The sequence below is a fragment of the Paraburkholderia sp. A1BS-2L genome (genome assembly GCF_051125205.1).
Lineage (GTDB): Bacteria > Pseudomonadota > Gammaproteobacteria > Burkholderiales > Burkholderiaceae > Paraburkholderia.
In genome coordinates, this window is sequence record NZ_CP120428.1 from 2,330,495 (window position 1) to 2,351,856 (window position 21,362).

At 62.5% G+C, this 21,362-nt stretch carries 24 protein-coding genes and 3 tRNA genes; 14 read left to right on the forward strand and 13 right to left on the reverse strand.

The features are described from left to right. Position 1 precedes the first annotated feature (1 nt). A complete protein-coding gene (locus tag P5W98_RS10540) occupies positions 2–1,165 on the reverse strand; it encodes an exonuclease domain-containing protein (protein ID WP_421024483.1) in 1,164 nt (387 codons plus the stop codon). On the opposite strand from P5W98_RS10540, the gene P5W98_RS10545 reads away from it, so the two are divergent. Then, the gene (locus P5W98_RS10545) at positions 1,164–1,361 is read left to right on the forward strand and encodes a hypothetical protein (RefSeq protein WP_421024484.1); all 198 of its coding nucleotides are present in this window, start codon (positions 1,164–1,166) and stop codon (positions 1,359–1,361) included. The genes P5W98_RS10540 and P5W98_RS10545 overlap by 2 nt on opposite strands. Before the next feature lie 69 nt (positions 1,362–1,430). Here the strand turns inward: P5W98_RS10545 and P5W98_RS10550 are convergent, their stop codons facing one another. Further along, entirely contained in the window at positions 1,431–1,634 is a 204-nt protein-coding gene (locus P5W98_RS10550; RefSeq protein WP_035522383.1) for a cold-shock protein, read from the reverse strand. 399 nt (positions 1,635–2,033) lie between these two features. On the opposite strand from P5W98_RS10550, the gene P5W98_RS10555 reads away from it, so the two are divergent. Beyond that, on the forward strand, positions 2,034–2,243 hold the full coding sequence (locus P5W98_RS10555) for a hypothetical protein (protein WP_421024485.1): 210 nt from the start codon (positions 2,034–2,036) through the stop codon (positions 2,241–2,243). 545 nt (positions 2,244–2,788) lie between these two features. Next, the gene (locus P5W98_RS10560; protein WP_421024486.1) at positions 2,789–3,937 is read left to right on the forward strand and encodes a porin; all 1,149 of its coding nucleotides are present in this window, start codon (positions 2,789–2,791) and stop codon (positions 3,935–3,937) included. 84 nt (positions 3,938–4,021) lie between these two features. Here P5W98_RS10560 and greB read toward each other — a convergent pair whose 3' ends face one another. Beyond that, on the reverse strand, positions 4,022–4,585 hold the full coding sequence (greB, locus tag P5W98_RS10565) for a transcription elongation factor GreB (RefSeq protein ID WP_421024487.1): 564 nt from the start codon (positions 4,583–4,585) through the stop codon (positions 4,022–4,024). A 175-nt stretch (positions 4,586–4,760) separates the two neighbouring features. Here greB and P5W98_RS10570 point away from each other — a divergent pair. Continuing rightward, positions 4,761–4,837: transfer RNA gene (locus P5W98_RS10570), tRNA-Arg, on the forward strand. A 78-nt stretch (positions 4,838–4,915) separates the two neighbouring features. Continuing rightward, positions 4,916–4,992, forward strand: a tRNA-Arg gene (locus P5W98_RS10575). Between the two features lie 84 nt (positions 4,993–5,076). Here the strand turns inward: P5W98_RS10575 and P5W98_RS10580 are convergent. From P5W98_RS10580 to P5W98_RS10600, 5 genes are all read right to left on the reverse strand, one after another. After that, entirely contained in the window at positions 5,077–5,580 is a 504-nt protein-coding gene (locus P5W98_RS10580; RefSeq protein WP_421024488.1) for a phage protein NinX family protein, read from the reverse strand. Between the two features lie 101 nt (positions 5,581–5,681). Beyond that, complete coding sequence (locus tag P5W98_RS10585) at positions 5,682–8,048, reverse strand: RelA/SpoT family protein (protein WP_421024489.1); 2,367 nt, start codon at positions 8,046–8,048, stop codon at positions 5,682–5,684. Between the two features lie 121 nt (positions 8,049–8,169). Continuing rightward, the gene (gene rpoZ / locus P5W98_RS10590) at positions 8,170–8,373 is read right to left on the reverse strand and encodes a DNA-directed RNA polymerase subunit omega (protein WP_006400783.1); all 204 of its coding nucleotides are present in this window, start codon (positions 8,371–8,373) and stop codon (positions 8,170–8,172) included. A 39-nt stretch (positions 8,374–8,412) separates the two neighbouring features. Continuing rightward, positions 8,413–9,126 (reverse strand): guanylate kinase, encoded by a 714-nt coding sequence (gmk, locus tag P5W98_RS10595; protein ID WP_421024490.1) that lies wholly within the window; start codon positions 9,124–9,126, stop codon positions 8,413–8,415. Positions 9,127–9,208: 82 nt separating this feature from the next. Beyond that, positions 9,209–10,147, reverse strand: coding sequence for a YicC/YloC family endoribonuclease (locus P5W98_RS10600; protein ID WP_035522364.1), 939 nt, complete (start codon positions 10,145–10,147; stop codon positions 9,209–9,211). Positions 10,148–10,421: 274 nt separating this feature from the next. Between P5W98_RS10600 and rph the strand changes: the two genes are divergently transcribed. The 8 genes from rph to P5W98_RS10640 all read left to right on the forward strand — a co-directional run bounded on the left by rph (position 10,422) and on the right by P5W98_RS10640 (position 16,416). Next, positions 10,422–11,162 carry a ribonuclease PH gene (gene rph, locus P5W98_RS10605; protein WP_421024491.1) on the forward strand — a complete coding sequence of 247 codons (741 nt, stop codon included), beginning with the start codon at positions 10,422–10,424 and terminating at the stop codon, positions 11,160–11,162. After that, positions 11,155–11,796 carry an RdgB/HAM1 family non-canonical purine NTP pyrophosphatase gene (gene rdgB, locus P5W98_RS10610; protein WP_421024492.1) on the forward strand — a complete coding sequence of 214 codons (642 nt, stop codon included), beginning with the start codon at positions 11,155–11,157 and terminating at the stop codon, positions 11,794–11,796. The genes rph and rdgB overlap by 8 nt, the downstream gene beginning before the upstream one ends. Positions 11,797–11,840: 44 nt before the next feature. Beyond that, the gene (hemW, locus tag P5W98_RS10615; protein WP_421025251.1) at positions 11,841–13,010 is read left to right on the forward strand and encodes a radical SAM family heme chaperone HemW; all 1,170 of its coding nucleotides are present in this window, start codon (positions 11,841–11,843) and stop codon (positions 13,008–13,010) included. 66 nt (positions 13,011–13,076) lie between these two features. Continuing rightward, positions 13,077–13,166: transfer RNA gene (locus P5W98_RS10620), tRNA-Ser, on the forward strand. Between the two features lie 239 nt (positions 13,167–13,405). Continuing rightward, positions 13,406–13,618, forward strand: coding sequence for a hypothetical protein (locus tag P5W98_RS10625; RefSeq protein ID WP_421024493.1), 213 nt, complete (start codon positions 13,406–13,408; stop codon positions 13,616–13,618). Positions 13,619–13,773: 155 nt separating this feature from the next. Then, positions 13,774–14,310 (forward strand): TonB C-terminal domain-containing protein, encoded by a 537-nt coding sequence (locus P5W98_RS10630; RefSeq protein WP_421024494.1) that lies wholly within the window; start codon positions 13,774–13,776, stop codon positions 14,308–14,310. 439 nt (positions 14,311–14,749) lie between these two features. Continuing rightward, a complete protein-coding gene (locus tag P5W98_RS10635) occupies positions 14,750–16,066 on the forward strand; it encodes an MFS transporter (RefSeq protein WP_421024495.1) in 1,317 nt (438 codons plus the stop codon). Positions 16,067–16,236: 170 nt separating this feature from the next. Continuing rightward, the gene (locus P5W98_RS10640) at positions 16,237–16,416 is read left to right on the forward strand and encodes a hypothetical protein (RefSeq protein WP_035522328.1); all 180 of its coding nucleotides are present in this window, start codon (positions 16,237–16,239) and stop codon (positions 16,414–16,416) included. A gap of 26 nt (positions 16,417–16,442) precedes the next feature. Here the strand turns inward: P5W98_RS10640 and P5W98_RS10645 are convergent, their stop codons facing one another. Then, positions 16,443–16,568, reverse strand: a complete 126-nt coding sequence (locus tag P5W98_RS10645) for a hypothetical protein (RefSeq protein WP_269151836.1) — start codon at positions 16,566–16,568, stop codon at positions 16,443–16,445. Between the two features lie 273 nt (positions 16,569–16,841). Beyond that, positions 16,842–17,849 carry a lipopolysaccharide heptosyltransferase I gene (gene waaC, locus P5W98_RS10650; RefSeq protein WP_421024496.1) on the reverse strand — a complete coding sequence of 336 codons (1,008 nt, stop codon included), beginning with the start codon at positions 17,847–17,849 and terminating at the stop codon, positions 16,842–16,844. A 247-nt stretch (positions 17,850–18,096) separates the two neighbouring features. Here waaC and P5W98_RS10655 point away from each other — a divergent pair, with 247 nt between their 5' ends. Then, positions 18,097–19,467, forward strand: a complete 1,371-nt coding sequence (locus P5W98_RS10655; protein WP_421024497.1) for a chloride channel protein — start codon at positions 18,097–18,099, stop codon at positions 19,465–19,467. 208 nt (positions 19,468–19,675) lie between these two features. Here the strand turns inward: P5W98_RS10655 and P5W98_RS10660 are convergent, their stop codons facing one another. The 3 genes from P5W98_RS10660 to minD all read right to left on the reverse strand — a co-directional run bounded on the left by P5W98_RS10660 (position 19,676) and on the right by minD (position 21,356). Then, positions 19,676–19,993: a hypothetical protein gene (locus P5W98_RS10660; RefSeq protein ID WP_421024498.1), complete on the reverse strand. Its 318-nt coding sequence runs from the start codon at positions 19,991–19,993 to the stop codon at positions 19,676–19,678. A 278-nt stretch (positions 19,994–20,271) separates the two neighbouring features. Further along, positions 20,272–20,526, reverse strand: coding sequence for a cell division topological specificity factor MinE (minE, locus tag P5W98_RS10665; RefSeq protein WP_322056710.1), 255 nt, complete (start codon positions 20,524–20,526; stop codon positions 20,272–20,274). A 14-nt stretch (positions 20,527–20,540) separates the two neighbouring features. After that, the gene (gene minD, locus P5W98_RS10670; protein ID WP_421024499.1) at positions 20,541–21,356 is read right to left on the reverse strand and encodes a septum site-determining protein MinD; all 816 of its coding nucleotides are present in this window, start codon (positions 21,354–21,356) and stop codon (positions 20,541–20,543) included. Positions 21,357–21,362 lie beyond the last annotated feature (6 nt).

Genomic DNA, 21,362 nt, shown 5'->3' on the forward strand with positions numbered 1-21,362 from the left:
CTCAGACTGCGTTCGTCATCCCATCGGCCACCGAGTCCTGCAAAGGCAACACGCGCAAGCCCTTCTCGAGACGGCTCTGCAAAATGCGCCACGTCGAAAGTTCGAATGGCGCATCGGCAGCGGCCGACGTCGCCACGAGACTTGTCGCCTGCGTCGCGCTCGCCACCGCACCGAGATAGCACCAGCGATCGATGACCTGCAAAACGGGCTGGCCATGCGTGGCATCGCGCTCCTCGATCAGCACGGCACCGTCGAACGGCCAGGGCACCCCCTCCGGATCTTGCTTCGAGATACGCGGCATGCGGTTGAACGACGGCCGCAACTGTGCGATCCATCGCGCTTCGACAAAGAGCGCGCCCAGTTCCCCGCCAGTCGCGTGCCATTCCACCCGACGGATCTGCTGAGCCATGCGCTGCTCGCGCGCCGAGCGCCGTTCGCCCGACAAATGCGAGCGCACCCGCTGCCGCACACGAACACTGCGGCCGACATAAAGCGGCACGTCGTTGTCGCCAAAAAATGCGTAGACGCCATGGCCCGCCGGCGCAGTATCGAGGAGATCGTCGGTGATATCGCCCGCGAGACGATGCCGGCGCGTCAGCCGCTCCACCTGGGCAGCGAGCATCTCAGCGGGCACGAGCCCCGGCAACCGCTGCCAGAACTGCCAGAGCAGATCGGCGTCGGCGAGCGCGCGATGGCGGTCGGCCGGCACGAGCGCATGGCGCTCCACTAGCGCATCGAGGCCGTGGCGCTTCTCGGCCGGAAACAGCGCACGCGACAGGCGCACAGTACACAGCACATCAGGATTGAACGTAAAGCCGGCGCGCTCGAACTCCGCACGCAGAAAGCCACGATCGAAACTCGCGTTGTGCGCGACAAAAAGCCGGCCTGAGAGCCGCTCGAACAGCGCGGGCGCAAGTTCGGCGAACGTCGGCGCTCCGCAGACCATGGCGTCCGTGATGCCAGTAAGCTGCTGAATAAAGGGGGGGATCGCTTGCTGGGGATCGACCAGCGAACTCCATCGCGTGATCTGCCCATCCCTCACCTCAACGACCCCGATTTCGGTGATGCGGTGTTCTCCCACCGAACCGCCTGTCGTTTCAAGATCCACGAAAACCAGCGGGACATTGCCAGACGGGAGATCGGCGCTCAAAAGGGTGACGGACATGGCGAAGCAGCAGGACGAGATGGGAAAATCGCCCAAGTATGCACTGTTTAGGCAAAGCGCGCAGGGAGTTTACGGCGCGGCGGCATGCGTTAATTCCACTGTTGGCGGAATTTTTGAATTGGGGTTTTCCCGCCAAATTCATGAGCGCCATAAAGCACACGCTATTTATTGCGTGCTCTTTACCCGCCAAAAATAAAAAAGCCCCGGGAGCACCAGGGCTGTCTGTCGCGGGGAGCAGGCGCGCAGTCCCGCTCGCGTGCCGCGCTTACAGAGGCTGGATGTTTGCCGCCTGCTTGCCCTTCGGGCCGACCTTGACTTCAAAGGAGACGCGCTGGTTCTCCTTCAGCGACTTGAAGCCGTCCGCACGGATCTCCGAGAAGTGTGCGAACAGGTCGTCGCCGCCGGCGTCGGACGTGATGAAGCCAAAGCCCTTCGCATCATTGAACCATTTGACAATACCGGTTTCCATCTTTCAGTTTCCCTAAAAATAAAATGACGCGGACAATATCCACGCGCCGAACGTCAACTGACTCGCCTCTCTGCATTCCGCAATGGATTTGAAGCTGAAAGGAAATTCAGAATGGTCGTTATACGGGGAACGTCAATCGACCGTCAAGCGAATTTTTTATAACAGCAATTCCATTTCAGCGATAAACCAGCAAGCATCAAAAAGCCTGCAGATATATATGCATAAGAAATGAATTACCTTGAGCACTGACTTTTTACTTCTTAATGGAAGACCAGCACCGAATCGGGAAAAGCTACCTCGGATGTAACAATTCGTGTCAAACGTAAGTGTTTTTACCGGTTGTTCGAGTAATACATTCAATCCATGATGAGTATAGTTAGCGTGCAACGGGAGGCGACCATGCTGACGGTACTGCATCGGTGGTTTCATTGGCTCGTACAGATCGACGGCGCCGATCCGGAAAACGGGGCGACGGGCGAGTTCGAGGCGTACGGTTCGTGGCACGGCGACCATTGGCACAACCTGCTGTGTTCCCCTATGGACGCCCGGCACTATGTAATGGAAGACTGGAGCTTGCAGTCAGACCCGACTGAAGAACCCACCAGATAGGGATTCAACGGGGCCACATGCAAAATGACGCTCGGAGAGTGGCGCAAAAAAAGAGCGCGGCAATGAGCCGCGCCGACAAAGGTTTGGAGATCTTTTTCGTCAACGAAAAAGGCTGCTTCGAAAAGCAGCCATTAGAGTATAGCCACTCTACTGTGGGGTCGTTAACGCTGCGGCACACAATCATCTGTTACGCAGGTAGCAATAATCGCGACTGACCGGATTTGCGTTGTTTTTCGCGATCAATTGGTGTAGCGATCGCACAACGCCGCTTGGTTGACACTCCACCCCCGCCAACCTGAATCCCGCTGAAAGCCCCAACCAGCAAGGCTTAACGCGATCCCTAATATCATTTCAGATTTCGCAATACTTTATTGCGCGAATCGGAATGCCCCCTTTCCGAACACCCTCTCTACACTCTGCCTGTCCGGAAACCGACTTCGACGGATTAACGCGCCACGCGAGTATTGCCTCTCGCTGCTCATCGCGTGGACGGTTTCCCAAACAGGGTTCAACGAAACCCATCTCTGTTCTCGGAGTTTACAAAGATGAAAAAGACTCTCATGGTCGCTGCCCTCACGGGCGTTTTTGCAACGGCTGCGCACGCGCAAAGCAGCGTTACGCTGTACGGCCTGATCGACGCCGGCATCACCTACACGAACAACCAGGGTGGCCACAGCGCCTGGCAAGCAACGAGCGGCACGGTCAACGGCAGCCGTTGGGGCCTGCGCGGTGCTGAAGACCTCGGTGGCGGTCTGAAGGCTATCTTTACGTTGGAAAACGGCTTCAGCATCATGAACGGCACGGCTGCTCAGTCGGGCCGCATGTTCGGTCGTCAAGCGTTCGTCGGTCTGGCAAGCGACCAGTTCGGCGCGGTCACCCTGGGTCGCCAGTACGACTCCGTGGTCGACTACCTTGCTCCGCTGTCGAACACCGGCACGCAATACGGCGGCACGATCGCAGCGCACCCGTATGACAACGACAACCTGAACAACTCGGTTCGTCTGAACAACACGATCAAGTACTCGAGCGTGAACTACGCTGGCTTCAAGTTCGGCGGCACGTACTCGTTCTCGAACAGCAGCGAATTCGCAAACAACCGCGCATACAGCGTTGGTGCATCGTACAACTGGGCAGGCCTGAACGTTGCGGCTGGCTACCTGCACATGAACAACGACATCAACAACCTGCAACTGGGTGTTGGTAACTCGGGCGCGCAAACGGGTGAATGGACGTTCGCAGCAGGCCGTCAAAGCACGTTCGGCGGCGGCGTGAACTACACGTTCGGCCCGGCAACGGCTGGCTTCGTCTACACGCAGACGCAACTGGGCAACGCACTCGGCATCTCGGGTTCGAAGTCGGGCGTCAACGGCGGCCTCGCCTTCAACTCGGGCAGCGCACGCTTCCAGAACTTCGAAGGCAACATCCGTTACGCTCTGACCCCGGCCCTGAGCCTGGCTGGCGCGTACACGTACACCCGCGCGAACTTCGGCGGCGGCGTGAACCCGAACTACAACACGGTCGCACTGCAGTCGGACTACGCACTGTCGAAGCGCACCGACGTCTACCTGCAAGGCGACTGGCAGCACGTGTCGTCGAACCAGGACCACATCGGCGCTTACCTGAACGGTCTGGGTTCGGCTTCGACCCGTCAAGACCAGGTCGCTGTGACGGTTGGTATGCGTCACCGCTTCTAAGCAGCACCGCGCAGGCCTCACCGGCCTGCTGTGCAGCTGAAAAGGCGCCGCTTGCGGCGCCTTTTTTCATTTCTGCGCGAGGCTTTACGATCCCGGCGCGGGATAGCGCACGTCCAGCACGTCGACCGGCTCAGGCCCGGCAGGTGTGTGCAGCGTCACCTGGTCGCCAATCCGCGCCTTCAGGAGCGCGCGCGCAATCGGCGAAACCCAGCTCACGTGGCCATGGTCGAGATTGACCTCGTCGATGCCCACGATCGTGACCGTATGAGATTCGCCATCCTCGGTGCCGTAATCGACGGTCGCACCAAAGAACACCTGATCCACGCTTTCCTGGCGGCTGCTGTCCACGACCTCGGCCAGATCGAGCCGCTTTGTCAAAAAGCGAATGCGCCGGTCGATTTCGCGCAGCCTGCGCTTGCCGTAGATGTAATCGCCATTCTCGGAGCGGTCGCCGTTCGAAGCAGCCCACGACACGAGCTTGACCACTTCGGGCCGTGCCTCGTCGATTAGATGCAGCAGTTCGCTGCGCATGCGCTCATAGCCGGCGGGCGTGATGTAGTTCTTGGTCCCGGCAGGAATTTCGGGATGGCCGGCTTCGAGATCGTCGTCGTCGTTGTCAGTCGATTCTTTGACAAATGCCTTGTTCATGATGGTTCGGTTCACTACACGTTGCTAGCGGCTTCGGGCCCAACCGCGAACTTAAACGAGGACCCCACTTCGGACCTGCGCCCTTCCTCTCAGGTTACACGAAGCGCGCCCACTGACAAATCGCGATAAGGGCCTTCCCTTTTTTGAAAAGGTTGCTATAATCTCACTTCTGCGTGCGGCTGTAGCTCAGTTGGATAGAGTACTTGGCTACGAACCAAGGGGTCGTGGGTTCGAATCCTGCCAGCCGCGCCACTTTTTCCGAGTTTGCCCAAGTCTGACCGGTGCAAATCTCAAGCAGTACACTGCAGTAAGTAGTATCGTTTTTAGCGTGCGGCTGTAGCTCAGTTGGATAGAGTACTTGGCTACGAACCAAGGGGTCGTGGGTTCGAATCCTGCCAGCCGCGCCACCTCTCGAAGGGCCTTCCTGATTCAGGAAGGCCCTTTGTTTTTACGCGTTGCCCTTTGCCTTTAGGTGCCTTTACGGCGTTCGTTCAGCGCGGGGCCGTGCCAATATCGCCTATCTGCGCATCCGGGCGCGGCAAGTCCTCCACGTCGCCAATCGCACTCGGCGCCCCCACTGGCGCCATACCCGTGCCCAGCATAGCCTGTGGCCGTCGCAGCACCTCCTCCACCGTGTCGCCAAAACGGCTCTTCACGAATGCGCGCAGCAGGGCCTCACGCGTCGTGGCGCCGCGCGCTTCGACTTTGCCTTTGCGATGACTGCCCTCGAACTGCGCCACGCAGCGCGCCGGCTCATCGGTCTGGGGTTCGCTCGATTCGCTCAACTCGAAGCACCTGGCGCGATCAAGCACCACGCCAGCGGCCTCCCACGACGTGGATGGCTCAAAGCGCCCGTCCCATGGCCGGCCTCGGTCGCTGCCGCGCACCGCGACGGTCTCGCCGCTATCCGTGAAGTAGATCTCCCGCACGAAGTCCGGCAGGCTGCGCGCCACCCAGTAATCGAGCGCGAGGCCAGTCAAATCAGCTACGTTCATTGCTTTGCCTCGTTTCCGGTTGAAACAGCGCCCGCGGCGCGGGCCGCGTCAGGCACGAGGTGTGATGCAGGCAGCGACCCGCTCGAGGGCCGCCAGCGCCGTCAATAATCGGCGCGCTCGCGCTCGATGCGCATGCCACCCTCGTGGCGATGGTGCCCTTCATCGCTGGGACGCTCGCGCGTGATGCGCATGACGTCCGGATTCGTGCGCACGCGGCGCATGACGTTCGCGAGATGCACGCGATCGCTCACCTGGATCACGAAACGCAGCAAGTTCGACTCCTGCGCGAGATCGTCGTCCATGGCGATATGCACGATATTGGCGTCGGCGGACGTGATGTCGGCGGCCACGCGTGCGAATACGCCCTTCGTGTTCTTCACGAGCACCTTCACGGCGACATCGAACAGACGGCCCGGCTGCGGCGCCCACGCCACGTCGATCCAGCGGCCCGGATCGCGCCGGTGAATGCGCTGCGCCACGCGGCAATCGGTGGTGTGAATCGCCATGCCGAGGCCGATGCCGATATAGCCCATGATGTCATCGCCCGGAATCGGGCGGCAACAAGCCGAAAGCTGCACCGACATGCCCTCGGTGCCGGTGATGACCACGGGCGGCGCCTGCGGAGCACTGGCGTCGCGCTGCGGATGCTGGTGATCGTCGTCGTCGGCGTCCTGGCCGCTGATCAGCACTTCGATGCGCTTGGCCATGACCGCCGCCACGCGCCGGCCGAGGCCGATGTCGGCGAAGATCTCCTGGCGATTCTTGTTGCCGGTCCACAGGACCAGCCTTTCCCACACTTCCGGCGTGACATCCGCGAGCTGGTAGCCATAGCCCTTGAGCGCCTGATCGACGAGACGCTCGCCAAGCTGCACCGACTCCGTGAGCCGCATCGTCTTCAGATAGTGACGAATGGCCGAGCGCGCCTTGCCGGTGCGCACGAAACCGAGCCATGCGGGATTCGGCTTCGAATAGGGCGCGGTGATCACCTCGACGATGTCGCCGCTCTTCAATTCCGTGCGCAGCGGCAGCAGTTCGTTGTTGATCTTCACGGCGACGCACTGGTTGCCCAGGTCGCTGTGGATCGAATACGCGAAGTCGAGCGCCGTGGCGCCGCGCGGCAGCGCCATGATCTTCGACTTCGGCGTGAAGACGTAGACGGCATCCGGGAACAGGTCGATCTTGACGTGTTCGAGAAACTCGCTGGAGTCGCCCACCTCGCTCTGGATATCGAGCAGCGACTTGAGCCACTGGTGCGCGCGCTTCTGGACGTCGTTGAGATCGGCGCTGCCGTTCTTGTAAAGCCAGTGCGCCGCCACGCCTGCTTCGGCGACCTCGTGCATCTTGCGCGTGCGCACCTGGAACTCGATGGGCGCGCCAAACGGGCCCACCAGCGTGGTGTGCAGGGACTGGTAGCCGTTCACTTTCGGAATGGCGATGTAGTCCTTGAACTTGCCCGGCACCGGCTTGTAGAGCGCATGCAGCGCGCCGATGCAGGTGTAGCACTCGAGCGGCGACTCCACCACCACGCGAAAACCGTACACGTCGAGCACCTGGGAAAACGACAACTGCTTGTCGCGCATCTTCTTGTAGATGCTGAAGATGGTCTTCTCGCGGCCGGTGACTTCGGCGTCGATCTTCGCATCGGCGATCGCGCGCTGCACCGATTCCAGAATCTTGCTCACCACCTCGCGGCGATTGCCGCGCGCGGCCTTCACCGCTTTCTCGAGCGTGGCGTAGCGATTCGGATTGAAGTTCGCGAAGCTCAGGTCCTGCAGCTCGCGATAGGTGTTGTTCAGACCGAGGCGGTGCGCGATGGGCGCGTAAATGTCGATGGTCTCGCGCGCCACGCGGCGGCGCTTCTCGGGCGGCACCGCACCGAGCGTGCGCATATTGTGCAGGCGGTCGGCGAGCTTAACGAGAATCACGCGCACGTCGCGCGCCATCGCGAGCAGCATCTTGCGGAAGTTCTCGGCCTGCGCTTCCTCGCGATTGCGAAACTCCATCTTGTCGAGTTTCGACAGACCGTCGACCAGTTCCGCGACCTTCGGACCGAAACGCTCGGCGAGCTCGGCCTTGGTCACGCCCTGGTCTTCCATCACATCGTGCAGCAGCGCTGCCTGGATCGACTGGGCGTCGAGCTTCCAGCCGGCGCAGATTTCCGCAACGGCAACGGGATGGGTGATATAGGGTTCGCCACTCTGACGATATTGCCCGAGGTGGGCTTCATCGCTGAAGTGAAACGCCGATTTGACTTCCTTGATTTCCTCGGGCGTGAGGTAACCGGAAAGCGCTGCGGTCAGATTGGCGATGGAAACGACACCGTGCTTGCGAGGCTGCTCCGGTGTGGCGGTCGGCCCGAACAGATGACGAAACGACTGTTCGAGGACCGCGTCGATGTAATTGCGCGCAGGGCTGGCAGTCTCGGCTTCCTGGTCCACCTCGGTGGCCGGCGAGGGCGTGGTGCTCATGTTCCCCTCCGTATCAGGTCTGGCGTTGACGATTTGTGCGCGGTGCCCGACGTGCGACGCCCGGCGCGAATTACATGACGAATGGGTACTGCAAGGTACAGCGTAGTACTACGGCGCGCCGTTAGACGGGCACCTTCTTCAGCATTTCCAGACCGACCTGGCCAGCCGCGATCTCGCGCAGCGCGACGACGGTAGGCTTGTCGCGGCTTTCGATCTTCGGCGTGTGGCCTTGGGCGAGCTGGCGTGCGCGATACGTTGCAGCGAGCGCCAGTTCGAAGCGATTCGGAATTTGTTTCAGACAGTCTTCGACGGTGATGCGGGCCATGTCGGGTTCCTTCCCATTTCAGCAGGTTCTTATTCTACCTTATGTGCCCGACGCGCCGGGCTGCGGCTGGTGGATACCGAGCTGCACGAAGAGCTCGGTATGCCGCGCGTATTGCGACGTGAAGCGCAGACGCGTTGCGCTCACGATATTGCGCAACTCCTGCAGCGCACGATCGAAGTTCTCGTTGATCACGACATACTCTGCTTCGCTCGCGTGCGCCATCTCGCTACCCGCTGCAAGCAGGCGTCGCGTGATGACATTGGGCTCGTCTTCGCCACGCTTTCTCAGGCGCTCGGCAAGCGCGTCGAGCGACGGCGGCAGGATGAAAATTTCCACTGCATTGCGGAACCGCTTCTTCACCTGTTGCGCGCCTTGCCAGTCGATTTCGAGCAGCACGTCATGGCCGATTTTCATCTGCTCTTCGATCCACACGCGCGACGTGGCGTAGTAGTTGCCATGCACTTCCGCGCTTTCGAGAAATTCGTCTTCGGCATGACGCGAGAGAAAATCGTCGACGGTCGTGAAGTGATAGTGCTCGCCGTCGCGCTCCTTCGAGCGCGGTGCGCGCGTGGTGTACGAGATCGACAAACGGATCGCGCTGTCTTCGGCGAGCAGTGCGTTCACGAGCGTGGACTTGCCCGCGCCCGACGGCGCCACCACCATGAAAAGATTGCCCGGATAAACGCCCGCGTACGGATTGCGCGGTTTCGTTTCGGCCTTGCCGCCGCTATGGCTGCTGGACTGGTCGGTCATGTTCGTTGCTTCCTGAATGGCTGTTGAGTTGCTACCTTTGCCGCGTTGCCTTGAGTGTCTATAAACGCGCGGCGCGCCATGTTTATTCGAGGTTCTGCACCTGCTCGCGCATCTGCTCGATGAGGAGCTTGAGCGTCATCGAGGCATCGGCGAGTTCCTTCGCAGCCGCCTTCGAGCCGAGCGTATTCGCTTCGCGATTGAGCTCCTGCATCATGAAGTCCAGACGCTTGCCCACGCGGCCGCCCTTCTCGATCACATGACGCGTTTCGCCCAGATGCGCGGTGAGGCGCGAGAGCTCTTCGGCGATGTCGATGCGGATGCCGTACATCGTCACTTCCTGGCGGATGCGCTCGGAGATTTCCTCGCGCGTGACATTGCCGATTGTGCCGTTGCCGTTCGCGCTTTCCGGCGCGGCAATGCCGAGCGCTTCCTGCAAGCGCTCGACGATCTTCTGCTGATGCTTGACGATCAAGTCCGGGACGAGCGGCGTGATCTTCGCCACAATCGACTCCATTTCCGTGACGTTCGCGAGCAGCATGTTGGCGAGTTGCGCGCCTTCGCGCGCACGCACATCGATCAAATCGGCGATGGCCTGCTTGCCGCAGCCGAGCACCGCATCGCGCAGCACCTCGGGCGCCACGCCGCTTTCTGCGAGCACGCCCGGCCAGCGCAGGATCTCACCGGTGCGCAGGCGGCCCGACTCGGGAAACGCTTCGAGCACGGCGCGCTCGAGCGTTGCGAGTTGTTCGAGCGCGTCGCGGTTGAGCGCACCCGCGCTGGCGGCCTGCTCGCTGCGCTGGATGTTGATGCGGATATCGACCTTGCCGCGCGAGAGCTTCGTCATCAGCATTTCGCGCAGCGTGGGCTCGCACACGCGCACATCTTCGGGCATGCGAAAGTTCAGGTCGAGAAACCGCGAATTCACGGTGCGCAGTTCGACGGAAACACTGGCGCCGCCCGTGCCCGATGCCGCTACGAGTTCGCGCGTGGCGCTGGCATAGCCGGTCATGCTGTAAATCATGGTTCGTCTCGCGATAAAGCCATGGCCGCGCGCCTCATGAAAAGCGCGGGTCACGACAAGAGGAATCGATGCGCCCGGCGTGGTTTCGTGCTGGCTGTCGTGCTGGCAATAACGCGCGGGGCGGAGAACCCCTATTATCCCATTTTTGACAACGCCGCCGCCGCACGCAGCAGGCACCACGCCCGGCCGCTGGTGTGCGCCCATCGCCCACCGTGCGAAGGCGGTAAAATTGCGCTTTCCCCTTCCTGTTTCGTGCCCTCGCGCACGCCCGACGATGACCCAATCCATCCAGCGCCCCTCCGGCCGCACCGCCGACCAGCTTCGCAACGTCCGCATCACCCGCCATTACACGAAGCACGCCGAAGGTTCGGTGCTGGTCGAGTTCGGCGACACCAAGGTGCTGTGCACCGCGAGCGTCTCCGAAAGCGTGCCGCCGTTCCTGCGCGACAAGGGCCAGGGCTGGCTCACCGCCGAATACGGCATGCTGCCGCGCGCCACGCATACGCGCAGCGATCGCGAAGCCGCGCGCGGCAAGCAGACTGGCCGCACCCAGGAAATCCAGCGCCTGATCGGCCGTGCGATGCGCGCCGTGTTCGACCTCGAATTGCTCGGCGCGCGCACCATCAATCTCGACTGCGACGTCCTGCAAGCCGATGGCGGCACGCGCACGGCCAGCATCACGGGCGCGTTCGTGGCGGCGCATGACGCCGTCACGAAACTGCTCGCGACGGGCCGCATCGAGCGTTCGCCGATCACCGACTACGTGGCGGCTATTTCCGTGGGCATGTACGAAGGCGTGCCGGTGCTCGACCTCGACTATGACGAAGACTCCCAGTGCGACACCGACATGAACGTCGTGATGACGGGCTCCGGCGGGATGGTCGAAGTGCAAGGCACCGCCGAGGGCGCAGCGTTCTCGCGCGCCGAATTGAACGCGCTGCTGGATCTCGCGCAAAGCGGCATTGCCTCGCTGATCGACAAGCAGAAAGCCGCGCTGGAGATTGCGCATGGCTAATTCGCCGGATACGGCTGCGCCGGACGTCACGCGCTTTTCGCGCGTCGTGCTCGCCTCGAACAACGCGGGCAAGCTGCGCGAGTTCGCGGCGCTGCTGGGCGCCGCGGGCATCGAACTCGTGCCGCAAGGCGCGCTGAACGTGCCCGAAGCCGAAGAACCGCACGTCACGTTCGTCGAGAACGCGCTCGCCAAGGCACGCCATGCGGCAAAGCTCACGGGCCTGCCCGCCCTCGCCGACGACTCGGGCCTGTGCGTGCCCGCATTGCGCGGCGCGCCGGGCGTCTATTCGGCGCGCTACGCGCAGCTTGCAGGCGGCGAGAAGAGCGACGCAGCAAACAACGAACTGCTAGTCGAAAACCTCAAGCCACATGCCGATCACCGCGCCTACTACTACTGCGTGCTGGCACTCGTGCGCCACGCCGACGATCCGGAACCGCTGATCGCGGAAGGCCGCTGGCACGGCGTCGTGATCGACGCACCGCGTGGCGAGAACGGCTTCGGCTACGACCCGTACTTCTACCTTCCGGGTCTCGAAGCCACGGCAGCCGAACTCGATCCGGCGCTGAAGAACGCATCGAGCCATCGAGCCATCGCCTTGCGGCAACTGCTCGCGCGGCTGGAGGAGCTAGCGTGAGCAAGCAGCATCGCACCGGCATCGACGTGATCCAGTCGTTCACGATGCCTGGCAGCATCCGCCTGACTTCGCTGCCGCCGCTATCGCTTTACGTGCATTTCCCGTGGTGCGTGCGCAAATGCCCCTACTGCGATTTCAACTCGCACGAATGGAAAGGCGAGCGCTTTCCCGAAGACGACTACCTCGACGCGCTGCGCGCCGACCTCGAGCAGGCGTTGCCGCTCGTTTGGGGCCGCCAGGTGCACACGGTGTTCATCGGCGGAGGCACGCCCAGTTTGCTCTCGGCGGCGGGGCTCGATCGCCTGCTCTCCGACGTGCGCGCGCTGCTGCCGCTCGACGCCGATGCCGAAATCACGCTCGAAGCGAACCCCGGCACCTTCGAAGCCGCGAAGTTCGCGCAGTTTCGCGCGAGCGGCGTGAACCGCCTTTCGGTGGGCATCCAGAGCTTCAACGAAGCGCATCTGAAAGCGCTCGGGCGCATTCACGACGCCGCGCAGGCGCGTCATGCCGTGGAGGTTGCGGCAAACACGTTCGACAATTTCAATCTGGACCTGATGTTCGCGCTGCCACGGCAGACGCTGGCCGAATGCCAGGCCGATATCGAAACGGCGCTTTCGTTCGCGCCGCCGCATTTGTCGCTCTATCACCTCACGCTCGAACCGAACACGCTGTTCGCGAAGTTCCCGCCCGAAGTGCCCGACGACGATCTGTCGGCCGACATGCAGGAGTGGATCCACGCGCGCACGGCCGAGGCCGGCTATGGTCGCTACGAAGTGTCGGCCTATGCGCAGCCGAGCCGGCAGAGCCGCCACAACCTCAACTACTGGCGTTTCGGCGATTACCTGGGCATTGGTGCGGGCGCGCACTCGAAGCTCTCGTTCCCGAACCGCATCGTCCGGCAAGTGCGCTACAAGCATCCGGCCACGTTCATCGAAGAAGCGCGCGCGGGCAAGCCGATCCAGGAAGAGCACGAAGTGAGCGCGCGCGATCTTCCGTTCGAGTTCATGCTCAATGCGCTGCGGCTCGTAGAGGGCTTCCCGGTGCATCGCTTCCTGGAACGCACCGGACTGCCGATCACGACGATCGAGCCCGCGCTGCAGGAGGCAGAAAAGCGCGGCCTGATCCTGCGCGACTACGAGAAGATCGTGCCCACTGAGCTGGGTCAGCGGTTTCTCAACGATCTTCAGGAGCTGTTTCTCAAAGAGCCTGCCTGAGGCTCAAATCGAGATGGCTGGGGGACTGCCGGCGTGCCGGTGTTTCGGGTTACAATGCGCGGCTCCGGAGGTGTGGCAGAGTGGTTGAATGCACCGGTCTTGAAAACCGGCGAAGGGGTAACCCTTCCGTGAGTTCGAATCTCACCGCCTCCGCCAGCAGACTTTCCCGCCCCTTTCCGCCTTACTTTCTCTCCCTGAACTGTCCCATCCGGGACCACAGGCCCATGCCACAAGCACGTCTTGACGGCACATCGCGCCTGCAGCCGGAAGCGATTTGATTGAACTTAAGGGTCGCATGCGTATATCGCTGCCACATACTATGCCACCTATACGGCAGATGCCTAGGTGAAAACCCTAGTAGTGCTGTACAATCCTGCTCATTGAGAGGATTAATCATGCCGCACCGTTTCCAACTGCTTGAAAAATTCGCATTTTCGATCGTCGTCCTGTCTGCCGTGATCTGCTCGAGCTACATCGCCTGGGAAAGCTCGCCGGATCTGCGCGCCAACCTTGAGGTCGGCAAAGAGCTCTTCCTGAAGAGCGGCCAGTACTCGTACGCCTGCGCCACCGTGTCCGGCGATCCGTGCGCACAGTTCCCCATCGAATAAGCGTTCAACACGTCTTTCCCGCTGTTTGCCTCGCGCCGCCTTGCTCAAGGCGGCCTTGAACGCACACCCCGATACGCCACGCGGGTGACTGCGGATTGAAACCCCGCTCGTTTCGACTAAGCTCAAATCTGGTTTCGCATCCGAGCCTGCTCGCCATGCTCATCCGCGCCCGCCCGCGCAACGGCCTTGCAGCCGTGAGCGCCCCTAGCCACAGGCTCGACTGCACCTGCCTGCTGCGTTATCTCGGCTCGTCCTTGCTGCTCGCCCTCGCGAGTGCCTGCACGATCACACCCGCGACCCGCCCGACACTGGTCATCCCGCCCCAGGCGATCAACAGCGCGGCGCTCGACGAGTATCGCGCCGCCGTGGCGAAGCGCATCGTCGAGCGCAATCCGTCCCATGTGCTGCGTGGCACGCCTCAGGCGATGCTGCGCTCGCTCGTGGTCGTCTCGTTCACGGTCAATCGCGACGGACAGATCGTGAAGTCGTCGGTCTACCGCACCAATGGCGACTACGATTCCGAAGCTACCGCGCTCGTCACGCTGCGCCACTCGGCGCCGTTGCCACCGCCGCCGGCGCACCTGCTCAACTCGATCGGCCAGCTCGAACTATTCGAAGACTGGCTGTTCAATGACGACGGCAAATTCCAGTTACGCACGCTCGCCTCGCCGCAGGCACAGAACTTCAACTGAACCCGCGGGCGCCACTCACCTTGCGGGTGCCTTGCTGCGCCTTGCGAATGGTCGTTATAATTTTTTGCTATCCCCTACCGGCATTTGCCCGGCCAGGCGCATGGTCTGGCGCCACCCGCGCCGCGCCAATGCGCGCCCCGGCCGCCGCGCGGCCACGTCGCGTGCCCATTGCGCTTATCCACGCGCACCCGGCCGGTTCCCGTTTCGTGCACACACCCGGCCCCGCACGATGCATACTGCTAGATCGTTGCCTGCGCAAGGATGGCCCCAACGCCTGCGCCAAGGCGAAGCGCTGCCGCCTTGAGACCACTCCGCCGCGCCGCCAGCCTGCCAGCTTCGAACCCTGAATAAAAGACGCCTGCGCCGTGCCTTGCGCTTCGCGCGCCGGAACGCGCAAGGCGCGCTTCACACTGACAGCACAACGACTGGAGACCCATCGATGTCCACCTCTCTCATTTCGCCCGCGCGCGCCGATCAGCCAGACGCAGCGAAGCAGCAAAGCGCCGCGCGCGTGATCTTCGCGAGCTTCATTGGCACCGCGATCGAGTTCTACGATTTCTATGTGTACGCAACGGCCGCCGCGCTCGTGATTGGCCCCGTATTCTTCCCGCATGGCTCAGCCACGGCCCAGGCGCTCTCCGCATTCGTGACATTCGGCATCGCGTTCGTTGCACGGCCGATCGGCTCGTTCATCTTCGGCCACTTCGGCGACCGTATCGGCCGCAAATCGACACTCGTCGCTTCGTTGCTCGTGATGGGCCTGTCCACCACGCTGATCGGCTTCGTGCCCGGCTACGACTCGATCGGCAGCCTGGCCCCAATCCTGCTGTGCGTGCTGCGCTTCGGCCAAGGCATCGGCCTTGGCGGCGAATGGGGCGGCGCGGCGCTGCTCGCGACCGAATACGCGCCAGAGGGCAAGCGCGGCTGGTTCGGTATGTTCCCGCAACTCGGGCCCTCGGTAGGCTTTCTGGCATCGAACGGCCTCTTCTTCGGCCTCGCCTCCACGCTCTCCGACCAACAGTTCCGTGACTGGGGCTGGCGCGTGCCGTTCATCGTCTCGGCGGTGCTCGTCGCGCTGGGGCTCTATGTGCGCCTGAAGATTGCCGAAACGCCGGCGTTCAAGACTGCCATCGAGCGCGAGGAGCGCGTGCGCGTGCCGGTCGCCACGCTGCTTTCGAAGCACTGGTGGCCGACGCTGCTCGGCGCACTCGCGATGGTGGTCTGCTACACGCTGTTCTACAACGCCACCGTGTTCTCGCTTTCACATGGCGTGAGCGCCCTGCATATCCCGCGCCCGACCTTCCTCGGCATGCTGTGCATCGCGGTGGTGTTCATGGGCATCGCCACGCCGATCTCGGCCTGGCTGTCCGACCGCTTCGGCCGCAAGCCGGTGCTGATCGTCGGCTGCATCGCCGCGATCCTTTCGGGCTTCACGATGCAGCCGCTGCTCGGCAGCGGCTCGCTGCCGCTCGTGCTGCTGTTCCTCGTAATCGAGCTGTTCCTGATGGGCGCCACCTTCGCACCGATGGGCGCGCTTCTGCCCGAGCTCTTCCCCACCAGCGTGCGCTACACGGGCGCGGGCGTCGCGTACAACCTGGGCGGCATCCTGGGCGCGTCAGTGGCGCCGTATATTGCGCAGGTGCTCGCCGCGCGCGGCGGCCTCTCGTGGGTTGGCGCCTATGTCTCGATCGCGGCATGCGCGAGCCTGTTCGGCGTGTTGTGCATGCGCGAAACGCGTCACAGGTCGCTGACTTGATTCACAGCGCTGATTCACGGTCCTGATTCACAACCCTGATTCACAGCGCACCGGCAAAAAAAAGCGGAGTCCGCGCAAACGCGGATTCCGCTTTTTTATTCGCCAGCGACACTGGCGTGCCTATACTCGATTAAACGAGGTCCGCGTACGTCTGCGGGGGGAGATCTACCATGAACCTGCATCTGAGCAACGCCGATATCGTGCTGATGATCGCACTCGCTCTAGGTATCTCGCTCGTCCTGGCCTTCCGCCTGCGCACAGCGACCTGGCGTTCAGTCGTGCTGGAAGCGCTGGTTGCCAATGCCGCGGCAATCGCGGCAGTGGTTGCGGTCGAGCTGCTGCTCGCCTGAACGCACCGCCACACTCCGCGCGAGCCTCATCGATAGTAATAGCCGTGGTGGTAGCCGCCGCCGTAATAGCCACCCGCCGGCACCACGACGCACCCGCCCAGCGCCGCCGCGAGCAATGCACCTGCAATCAGGGTACGCGTCAATCGTTTCACTTCGTTCTCCCATCGAGTCAATGTCAGTTGTCCCGCGCGGCCCTTGCGGGCTGCGGACGCTTTCGATTGAACACGACGGCGAACGTCTGAGGCGTTGCAATTTGTAAGAAGCAGTGTGGCGGATGTTACAGCCCGCGCAATGTCTCGCGGACGCATGCGCCGCCAGCGCAGCGCACGGCAGGCAACGGCGACACTTTTAACAACTATGTAATGAGAAACAGCGCAGAAGCGGCAGAGCAGCGGCGCCGCAGAACGCGACGCCGTGCGTGTTGTTCAGGCCGCGGTTGCGAGTGGCCCCTTCGATGCATCGCCGCCGTTACGCGCAGGATAAACGCGATCGACAGCATCTAGCGCAACCGCGACCGGCGGCACGTGATGTCCGTCGCCGACCGAGATCGAACGGTTGGGCGCACGCACACCAAGATGCTCGGCGTCGGTCGCAACGAAGATCATGACAGTCGGCTTGAGCAGCGCGTGGCCGAGATGCACGAAGCCCGTGTCGGTGCCGACCACGAGCGAGCAGTCTTCGATACGCTGCGCGACTTGCGAAACCGTGAGGCGCGGCAGCACCGTGGCACCCGGCACGAGCGCGGCGATCTCGCGCGCGGTGGCGTGCTCGGCATCCGAACCCCACGGCAACTCGATGCGCAGACCGCGCGCAATCAATGCGTGGCACAGCTCGCCCCAATGCTCGACGGGCCACTTCTTCTCTTCTTTCGAAGTGGCGTGGAAGATCAGCGCGGTGGGCGCATCGGGTGCGGGAAGCGCCATGCCATCGCGGGGGATGCGCATCTGGAAATCGGGCGGCGTGTCGATTTTGTAGCCCAGCGCCTCGCCCGTGCTGATGCGCATGCCCAGCCACGCGTCGCATTTCGGGCGCGGGCCGAAGCGGCCGTTGTAGGCGAAGGCCGCGCCGCGCTCGCCGAGATCCTGGGCGAGATAGCCGAAGCGCCGCCGACCGCGCGCAATAAACGAGATGATCGCGCTCTTATAGACACCGTGAATATCGATGATCGCGTCGTAGCGCTCGGCGCGCAACTCGGCGATCGACTCCCAGATCGCTTTCAAGTCGCTCCAGCGGCGCGATTTCTTGAAGCGGCGCAGCGGGGCGCAGAACACGCGGTCGACACCGGCGTTCCAGCGCACGATATCGGCGAATGCCTCGTCGGAGGCCCAGTCGACCTTCACGCCGGGGAATGCGCGTTGCACGTCGGCTACGACCGGAAGCGCCTCGACGATATCGCCGAGCGAAGTCACTTTGACAATCAAGACTCGTTTCATTGTGCTGCGAACCTGCGAGGTCCGATTTCGATGATTTGCCTGAATTTTTCCCGAGATTTTAACGGAGCGGGACCGCGCCCACGGACAAATCTATGAGTTCATCCGGTATTCATCGGACCCTTCTTTCATGCATTCCGGCGCCTCGCCCCGGTCAGAGCAGCCTGCCCCGTTGCGTAGACGAACACAGCGCCCGACCTCAGGCCGTTACAATCAGTGCTTTGCGTCTCGAATAAAAACCATGCGCCCCATGAACCCGAACCTTCTTGCGCTGCTCGAGCGACGCGCGCGGCGCCTGTGGCGGCAATACGGCGTGCTCTGGCTCGGCGCGATCGCGGTCGGTCTCGTCGCGGTGCTCTACGCGCGCCTGATCGATTGGGGCTACAACGCCTTTCTGCGCGTGCAGCATGATCACGTCTGGCTGCCGCTCGTCGTCACACCCGCCGTTGCTGCGCTCGCCGTATGGCTCACCCGCACGTTCTTTCGCGGCGCAGAAGGCAGCGGGATTCCGCAGGTGATCGCCACGCTGCACACGAAGACCGGTAAAGCGGGGATGCGCCTGCTCACGTTGCGCATTCTCGCGGGCAAGATCCTCGTCTCGTTTCTCGCCATTCTCGGCGGCTTTACGATTGGCCGCGAGGGGCCCACGGTGCAGGTGGGCGCGGCGCTGATGTTCAACATGCGCCGCTTCTACCCGCGCTCGAACGCGCTCATCGAGCGCAAGCTCGTGCTCGCCGGCGCGGCTGCGGGCCTGTCCGCGGCGTTCAACACGCCGCTCGCGGGCATCGTGTTCGCCATCGAAGAACTCACGCGCAGCTTCGAGGCGCGCGCAAGCGGCGTGGTCATCACATCGATCATCATCGCCGGTGTGATCGCGCTCGGCCTGAACGGCAACTACACGTATTTCGGCAGGATCCAGATCGGCGCGCACTTCCCCAACCTGCTCGCCGTGGCCGTGCTCATTACTGCGATCGTCACCGGCATCGCGGGCGGCATCTTCTGCTGGCTGCTGCTCAACACGCAGCGCTGGATTCCCGCGCCGTTGCGCAAGCTGCATGCCGAACGTCCCATCGCATTCGCCGCGCTCTGCGGGCTTGTCATCGCAGTGATCGGACTTGTCTCGGGCGGCACGACGTTCGGCAGCGGCTACGCCGAAGCGCGTGGCCTGCTCGACGGCCGCGAGCATCTGTCGATCGCCTATCCGTTCCTCAAGATGGCCTCGATGGTCGGCTCCTACCTGCCGGGGATTCCGGGCGGCATCTTCGCCCCTTCGCTGTCGATCGGCGCAGGCTTCGGCAACGTGCTGCACATGATCTTCAACGACATGCAGCTGCCGATGCTCATCGCGCTCGCCATGGTCGGCTATCTCGCGGCGGTCACGCAGTCGCCCATCACTTCGTTCGTGATCGTCATGGAGATGATTGACGGCCATGCGCTCGTGATCTCGCTGATGGCCACTGCGCTGATCGCGAGCCGCGTCTCGCGCATCTTTGCGCCACCGCTCTACGAAACGCTCTCGTTGCGCTACACGCACCCGGCGATGGCGTTGGCTGCACCGAAAGCCGCACCCGAAAGCGACAAGCCCGGCCACACCGCAACGGGCGAAACCACAACCCGCTGAGGTGCGCCGGGCTTGCCGTGCCATTGCATGGCAGGTGGCGTCAATAAATCACGACGGGCGCGGGCCGCATATACATGGGCCGGGCCGGAACAACGATGCAACCGGCCAGCATGATCGTAAGCGCCGCAGCGGCAAGCAGTCTTTTGCTCATGGTGTTTTATCTGTCGATCAGGGTTAGCGCTTTTTTCACGTCAATCAAGCGCGCCTCTCAAGCTACCCAGCGACCTTCGACCCAGCGCCAGTTCGGGCCGTGCGCGACCCAGTGGCCCGGCACCCAGTGATAGCCGACACGCTCGGCCTGCCAGTGGCCCGCGATCCACACGTAGTGGCCGCGATTCCAGCGCCAGTGGCCCCGATCCCATACATAGCCGACACGCGGCGCGGGCACGACTTCGACGCGCGCGGGCGGCGGTGCGCTCGGCGCGATGACGACAATTTGTTCCGCAAACGCAGGGGCCGCGACGGCGCAAGCGCCCGCGGCAACAATGGCAGCCTTGGCAACCAGCAGGCGGATGGAATGGTTCATATGAAGCTCCCCTTCGAGGTGTACGCCGAAAGTGGCGTTACCCGATCAATGCGCGAGCACGCGCCTGCGCTGACAACGGCGCTGTTACCACGAGGGGTGAAGTGAAACCGAATATTTCGGTAAGGAAGGCGGCGATGAAACGCGCCGGCGGAAGGCGCGTAAAGAAGGCGTAAAGAAGACGCAAACGCAAACCACGCGCATGCGCGAAAAGCGATGGCGTTACGGCGACAATATTGAGATGCGCGCGGCGCACAGCCGCTCCGCGCGCATCGCGTGCATCAGGCCTGCGGAATCTCGATCTTGACCTCGAGCACTTCGAGATCGTCCTGGCGTTCGAGGCTCACGCGAATGTCGTCGTCGGAGATCTTGATGTACTTCGAGATCACCGCGACCAGCTCGCGTTGCAGGGCCGGCAGATAATCGGCGGGAGGATGGCCGCCTGCGCGCTCGTGAGCGATGATGAGCTGCAGGCGTTCCTTCGCTACCGAGGCGGACTTCTTCTTCTCGCCGAGAAAAAACGAAAGAAACGACATGACGTGCGCCTCCCTTACTTGCTACCGAAGAGGCGCTGCAAGAGCCCCGGCTTCTGGTAATCGGTGAAACGAAGCGTCTTGTCTTCGCCGAGAAAGCGCGCTACCACGTCCTTGTACGACTCCGCGACATCGGTGCCGTCGAGATGGACTGCGGGCAGGCCCTGGTTCGATGCGTGCAGCACCGCTTCCGATTCCGGAATCACGCCGATCAGCTCGATGCGCAGGATCTCCGAAATATCCGAAAGCGACAGCATTTCGCCTTCGCTCACGCGCTTGGGGTTATAGCGCGTGATCAGCAGGTGCTCCTTGATCGGATCCTTGCCTTCGATCGCGCGCTTGGTCTTCGACGACAGCATGCCGAGGATGCGGTCCGAATCGCGCACGGACGACACTTCCGGGTTCGTCACGATCAGCGCTTCGTCGGCGAAGTGCATCGCGAGCAGCGCGCCCGACTCGATGCCGGCCGGCGAATCGCAGATGATGTACTCGAAGTCCATCTTGCGCAGATCTTCGATCACCTTCTCCACGCCTTCCTTCGTGAGCGCGTCCTTGTCGCGCGTCTGCGAGGCCGGCAGGATGAAGAGATTCTCGCACTTCTTGTCCTTGATGAGCGCCTGATTGAGGTTCGCCTCACCCTGGATCACATTGATCAGGTCGTACACGACGCGGCGCTCGCACCCCATGATGAGGTCGAGATTGCGCAGGCCGACGTCGAAATCGATGACCGCGGTTTTATGGCCACGCAACGCGAGGCCCGATGCGAAACTCGCGCTCGTGGTCGTTTTGCCAACGCCACCCTTGCCCGAAGTCACCACAATGATTTTTGCCATTCCCTT

What these genes read in the sequence shown, in the direction of transcription:
- P5W98_RS10545 (WP_421024484.1), top strand. Translation starts at nt 1,164, where the DNA reads ATGGCGAAGCAGCAGGACGAGATGGGAAAATCGCCCAAGTATGCACTG.
- P5W98_RS10540 (WP_421024483.1), bottom strand. Translation starts at nt 1,165, where the DNA reads ATGTCCGTCACCCTTTTGAGCGCCGATCTCCCGTCTGGCAATGTCCCG.
- P5W98_RS10550 (WP_035522383.1), bottom strand. Translation starts at nt 1,634, where the DNA reads ATGGAAACCGGTATTGTCAAATGGTTCAATGATGCGAAGGGCTTTGGC.
- P5W98_RS10555 (WP_421024485.1), top strand. Translation starts at nt 2,034, where the DNA reads ATGCTGACGGTACTGCATCGGTGGTTTCATTGGCTCGTACAGATCGAC.
- P5W98_RS10560 (WP_421024486.1), top strand. Translation starts at nt 2,789, where the DNA reads ATGAAAAAGACTCTCATGGTCGCTGCCCTCACGGGCGTTTTTGCAACG.
- greB (WP_421024487.1), bottom strand. Translation starts at nt 4,585, where the DNA reads ATGAACAAGGCATTTGTCAAAGAATCGACTGACAACGACGACGACGAT.
- P5W98_RS10580 (WP_421024488.1), bottom strand. Translation starts at nt 5,580, where the DNA reads ATGAACGTAGCTGATTTGACTGGCCTCGCGCTCGATTACTGGGTGGCG.
- P5W98_RS10585 (WP_421024489.1), bottom strand. Translation starts at nt 8,048, where the DNA reads ATGAGCACCACGCCCTCGCCGGCCACCGAGGTGGACCAGGAAGCCGAG.
- rpoZ (WP_006400783.1), bottom strand. Translation starts at nt 8,373, where the DNA reads ATGGCCCGCATCACCGTCGAAGACTGTCTGAAACAAATTCCGAATCGC.
- gmk (WP_421024490.1), bottom strand. Translation starts at nt 9,126, where the DNA reads ATGACCGACCAGTCCAGCAGCCATAGCGGCGGCAAGGCCGAAACGAAA.
- P5W98_RS10600 (WP_035522364.1), bottom strand. Translation starts at nt 10,147, where the DNA reads ATGATTTACAGCATGACCGGCTATGCCAGCGCCACGCGCGAACTCGTA.
- rph (WP_421024491.1), top strand. Translation starts at nt 10,422, where the DNA reads ATGACCCAATCCATCCAGCGCCCCTCCGGCCGCACCGCCGACCAGCTT.
- rdgB (WP_421024492.1), top strand. Translation starts at nt 11,155, where the DNA reads ATGGCTAATTCGCCGGATACGGCTGCGCCGGACGTCACGCGCTTTTCG.
- hemW (WP_421025251.1), top strand. Translation starts at nt 11,841, where the DNA reads ATGCCTGGCAGCATCCGCCTGACTTCGCTGCCGCCGCTATCGCTTTAC.
- P5W98_RS10625 (WP_421024493.1), top strand. Translation starts at nt 13,406, where the DNA reads ATGCCGCACCGTTTCCAACTGCTTGAAAAATTCGCATTTTCGATCGTC.
- P5W98_RS10630 (WP_421024494.1), top strand. Translation starts at nt 13,774, where the DNA reads ATGCTCATCCGCGCCCGCCCGCGCAACGGCCTTGCAGCCGTGAGCGCC.
- P5W98_RS10635 (WP_421024495.1), top strand. Translation starts at nt 14,750, where the DNA reads ATGTCCACCTCTCTCATTTCGCCCGCGCGCGCCGATCAGCCAGACGCA.
- P5W98_RS10640 (WP_035522328.1), top strand. Translation starts at nt 16,237, where the DNA reads ATGAACCTGCATCTGAGCAACGCCGATATCGTGCTGATGATCGCACTC.
- waaC (WP_421024496.1), bottom strand. Translation starts at nt 17,849, where the DNA reads ATGAAACGAGTCTTGATTGTCAAAGTGACTTCGCTCGGCGATATCGTC.
- P5W98_RS10655 (WP_421024497.1), top strand. Translation starts at nt 18,097, where the DNA reads ATGAACCCGAACCTTCTTGCGCTGCTCGAGCGACGCGCGCGGCGCCTG.
- P5W98_RS10660 (WP_421024498.1), bottom strand. Translation starts at nt 19,993, where the DNA reads ATGAACCATTCCATCCGCCTGCTGGTTGCCAAGGCTGCCATTGTTGCC.
- minE (WP_322056710.1), bottom strand. Translation starts at nt 20,526, where the DNA reads ATGTCGTTTCTTTCGTTTTTTCTCGGCGAGAAGAAGAAGTCCGCCTCG.
- minD (WP_421024499.1), bottom strand. Translation starts at nt 21,356, where the DNA reads ATGGCAAAAATCATTGTGGTGACTTCGGGCAAGGGTGGCGTTGGCAAA.